This window comes from Mesorhizobium sp. M2A.F.Ca.ET.067.02.1.1, from assembly GCF_004023285.1.
In the GTDB taxonomy this organism is placed as follows: domain Bacteria; phylum Pseudomonadota; class Alphaproteobacteria; order Rhizobiales; family Rhizobiaceae; genus Mesorhizobium.
The window spans coordinates 1-3,562 of record NZ_RZSB01000629.1 but is presented as its reverse complement, the minus strand read 5'-3'; the positions used below and the strand labels follow the sequence as shown (position 1 = coordinate 3,562).

The 3,562-nt window shown below is 64.7% G+C and carries 3 protein-coding genes; 1 reads left to right on the top strand and 2 read right to left on the bottom strand.

From position 1 onward, the window contains the following. The coding region (locus EOA28_RS28955; RefSeq protein ID WP_128315538.1) for an SDR family oxidoreductase at window positions 1-345 on the top strand (345 nt) is incomplete at its 5' end. A 27-nt stretch (window positions 346-372) separates the two neighbouring features. On the opposite strand, the gene EOA28_RS28950 is transcribed toward EOA28_RS28955, so the two are convergent. Next, the gene (locus tag EOA28_RS28950; protein ID WP_127250298.1) at window positions 373-1,065 is read right to left on the bottom strand and encodes a TIGR02453 family protein; all 693 of its coding nucleotides are present in this window, start codon (window positions 1,063-1,065) and stop codon (window positions 373-375) included. Further along, a complete protein-coding gene (gene ligA, locus EOA28_RS28945) occupies window positions 1,062-3,272 on the bottom strand; it encodes an NAD-dependent DNA ligase LigA (RefSeq protein WP_128315537.1) in 2,211 nt (736 codons plus the stop codon). The genes EOA28_RS28950 and ligA overlap by 4 nt, the downstream gene beginning before the upstream one ends. Window positions 3,273-3,562 lie beyond the last annotated feature (290 nt).

The window sequence follows — 3,562 nt, the reverse complement described above, 5'->3', positions numbered from 1 at the left end:
GTGCATTTCTCGACCATCCAGTGGTATCGCGGCGACCCCAACCCGCAGGACGCCTACCAGGCCTCGAAGGCCGGCGTGTGCGCGCTGTCCAAGTCGCTCGCCATGCAGCTTGCGAGCGAGCGCATCCGTTCGAATGCCATCTGCCCCGGCATGGCGCTGACGCCGCTGCAGGCGCGCTGGGACACCGAGGAAAAACGCGCCGCCGTTGCGAACTATGCGCCGCTTGGCCGCATCGGCACGCCGCAGGACATGGCCAATGCCGCGCTCTTCCTGCTCTCCGACGCCGCGAGCTACATCACCGGCATCGAACTCGCCGTCGATGGCGGCCTGCTGATGCGGATGTAAGCGCCTGGCGACCGTCGAATGGCGGCGTCAGGCCACCACGATCGTCCCCTGGATCGCCCTGCCCCAATCGAGCAGCGGCTTGGCGCCAAGCGTGAAGTCGACGAGATCATCGACCAGCGCCGGCGAATGGATCGTCGCCGGATCGATGTCGTGCCGTACCACGAAATGGCGGTTGCGCACCGCCTGGGCGAGATCCTCGTCGCCGACATCCTCGAAGCCGCGCGGCGCCCGCTTCAGGCGATCTTCCGCATCGAGTTCCAGCCCTGCCTTCTTGAGCGATGAAACCATGGCGCGGAACGCGGCCGGCTTGGTCACGATCGCCTTGCGCATCGCCTGCAGCAGTTCAGGCGCTGGCTGCCACCAGGCAACGCCGGCGAAGCAGCGCTCGAGCCCGATATGCACATAGAAGACGCCCTGCTCCATCTTGGTGCCGTCGGGCGACAGGATTGCTGAGAGATGCCGGTTATAGGGCCGCTTGTCCTTTGAGAAGCGCACGTCGCGATTGATGCGGAACAGCGACCTCTTGCGGTCGCCGCGCAGCCCGAGCTTGGCCCCTTCGAAGCGCGTGGTGAGCGTCTCGACCAGATCGCAGAACGGTTCGTGCAGCTCGCTGTCGTAAAGGGCGCGATTCTCCTGGAACCATTCCCGGCTCTGGTGGAAATCGAGCGCCTTCAGGAATGGAATGGCCTTCTGCCCGAATCCCTTGAACGCGTCAGTCATCGGCCAGCCCTGCCGATGCGCTGCAGCCAGGTGTCCTCGTCGATCACCTCGATGCCGAGATCGCTTGCAACTTTCAGCTTCGAGCCGGCGCCGGGACCCGCGACCACCAGGTCGGTCTTGGCCGAAACCGAGCCCGCCACCTTGGCGCCGAGCCGCTCGGCCATCGCCTTGGCCTCGGAGCGCGTCATCTTTTCCAGCGTGCCGGTGAACACCACCGTCTTGCCGGAGACTTCACTGCCGGCCGAGATTTCCATGACATAAGGCTTGGGGTGGACCTGCGCGAGCAAGGCATCCAGCACGTCGTCGTTGCGCTCATTGCCGAAAAAGTCGCGCAACGCGTTGATCGCCGTGTCGCCGATGCCGTTGATCGACGGGAAGACGGTATGCGGGTCCTCCGCCTTTGCCGTCTCCTTGCCGACGCGGATCAGCTCCTCGATGGTCGAGAACTGGCGGGCAAGCACGGCCGCCGTCGTCTCGCCGATATGGCGGATGCCGAGCGCGAAGATGAAGCGGTCGAGCTCGGGCTCGCGGCGAGCGTCGATGGCGGCGAAGAGCTTGTCGAGGCCTTCATAGTTGCGCTCCTCGACGCTGCGCACATTCTTGCGCGTCTTGCCCGAGGCTTCCTCGCGCAGCCGCGCCTGCTCCTCGCGCCGCTCGGCCAGCGCCTTGGTGACGGCCGGGCGGCGACCCTTCAGCGTGAAGATGTCAGCCGCCGTCTTCACCAGTCCCGCATTGAAGAAGAGGTCGATGTTTTCCGCGCCGAGGCCCTCAATATCCATAGCGCCGCGCGATACGAAATGGCGAAGCCCTTCCACGGCCTGGGCGGCGCAGATCAGCTCACCGGTGCAGCGCCGGCGCGAATCCTCCTTGCCGGTCTTTTCGTTGATCTCGCGCGTCGCCGGCGAGCCGCAGACCGGGCAGGTATGCGGAAATTCGTAAGGCACAGCATTGGCCGGCCGCTTGTCGATGACGACGCTCACGATCTGCGGGATGACGTCCCCTGCCCGCTGGATGACCACCGTGTCGCCGATGCGCACGTCGATGCCGTCGCGGATTGGCTGACCGTTGCTGTCGAAGCCCTTGATGTAGTCTTCATTGTGCAGCGTGACGTTCTCGACCACCACGCCGCCGACGGTCACCGGCGCCAGCCGTGCCACGGGCGCCAGCGTGCCGGTGCGGCCGACCTGGATGTCGATCTTCTCGACCGTCGTCATCGCCTGCTCGGCCGGGAACTTGTGGGCGACGGCCCAGCGCGGCTCGCCGGTGACGAAGCCCCAGCGGCGCTGCAACTCAAGCTGGTCGACCTTATAGACCACGCCGTCAATGTCGTAGCCGAGTGAGGAGCGCTGCTCCTCGATCCGGTGGTACTGCGCGATCAATTCCTCGACCGATTTCGCCCTCACCATCAGCGGGCTGACCTTGAACCCCCACTCCCTGAATTTCTGCACCGAATCATATTGGGTTGGGGCGGGATCAGCCGTCGTATAGCCCCAGGCATAGGCGAAGAATTTCAGGTTGCGGCTGGCGGTGACCGACGGGTCCTTCTGGCGCAGCGATCCGGCCGCCGTGTTGCGCGGATTGACGTAGTCCTGGCCGCCGACAGCGGCCGAACGCTGCTTCAGCGCCTCGAATTCGGCATAGGTCATGTAGACCTCGCCGCGGATCTCGATGACCTCCGGCCAGTCCGATCCCCGCAATGTTTTCGGGATGTCGGCAATCGTCTTCAGATTGGCGGTGATGTCCTCGCCGACCGCGCCGTCGCCGCGCGTCGCGCCCTGGACGAACACGCCGTTCTCATAGCGCAGCGAGGCAGAGAGCCCGTCGATCTTCGGCTCGGCGGTAAAGGCGATGTCGAGGTCCTTGTCGCGGTCGAAGAAGCGCCGCCCGCGCTCGATGAAATCGGCGACATCCTGGTCGGTATAGGCCTTGGCAAGGCTGAGCATCGGCACCGCGTGCCGCACCTTGGCAAAGCCTTCCGCCGGCGGCGAGCCGACCCGGCGCGACGGCGAATCCTCGCGCACGAGATCGGGAAAGCGTTCTTCGATGGCGAGGTTGCGCCGTGCCAGCGCGTCATATTCGGCGTCCGAGATCGTCGGCGCGTCCTCGGTGTGATAGCGCCGGTCGTGCTCGGCGATCTCCGCCGCGAGCCGCTTCAGCTCCTCCGCGGCCTCGCCTTCGCTCAGCGATTCGACTGGTTTTTCCGACATGAAACGCGGTCCTCGAATTATGGCGGGCCACTATAAATCAGGATTCGCCGGCATGAAGTCGGCTTGCGCAAAAATCATTCTTGAACAGCAAGATGCAGCCATCTGCTGACTCAGCCTGCAAGGCCGGAGAATCGAACTCCAAGGATGTGCTGAGACTCAGGTCAGGCCGAGTCGAGAATGGCGGGTTCCGAGAACCAGAGCGGAGCGTACTTGAAATACGTGGGCACCGGAAGCGCAGGAAACCGCCGTTCGCAGACCGGCCTCACCTGAATATCAGCACAACCTAGGCC

Excerpts from the sequence above, each read along its gene's own strand:
- ligA (WP_128315537.1), bottom strand. The coding sequence starts at position 3,272 with ATGTCGGAAAAACCAGTCGAATCGCTGAGCGAAGGCGAGGCCGCGGAG.
- EOA28_RS28950 (WP_127250298.1), bottom strand. The coding sequence starts at position 1,065 with ATGACTGACGCGTTCAAGGGATTCGGGCAGAAGGCCATTCCATTCCTG.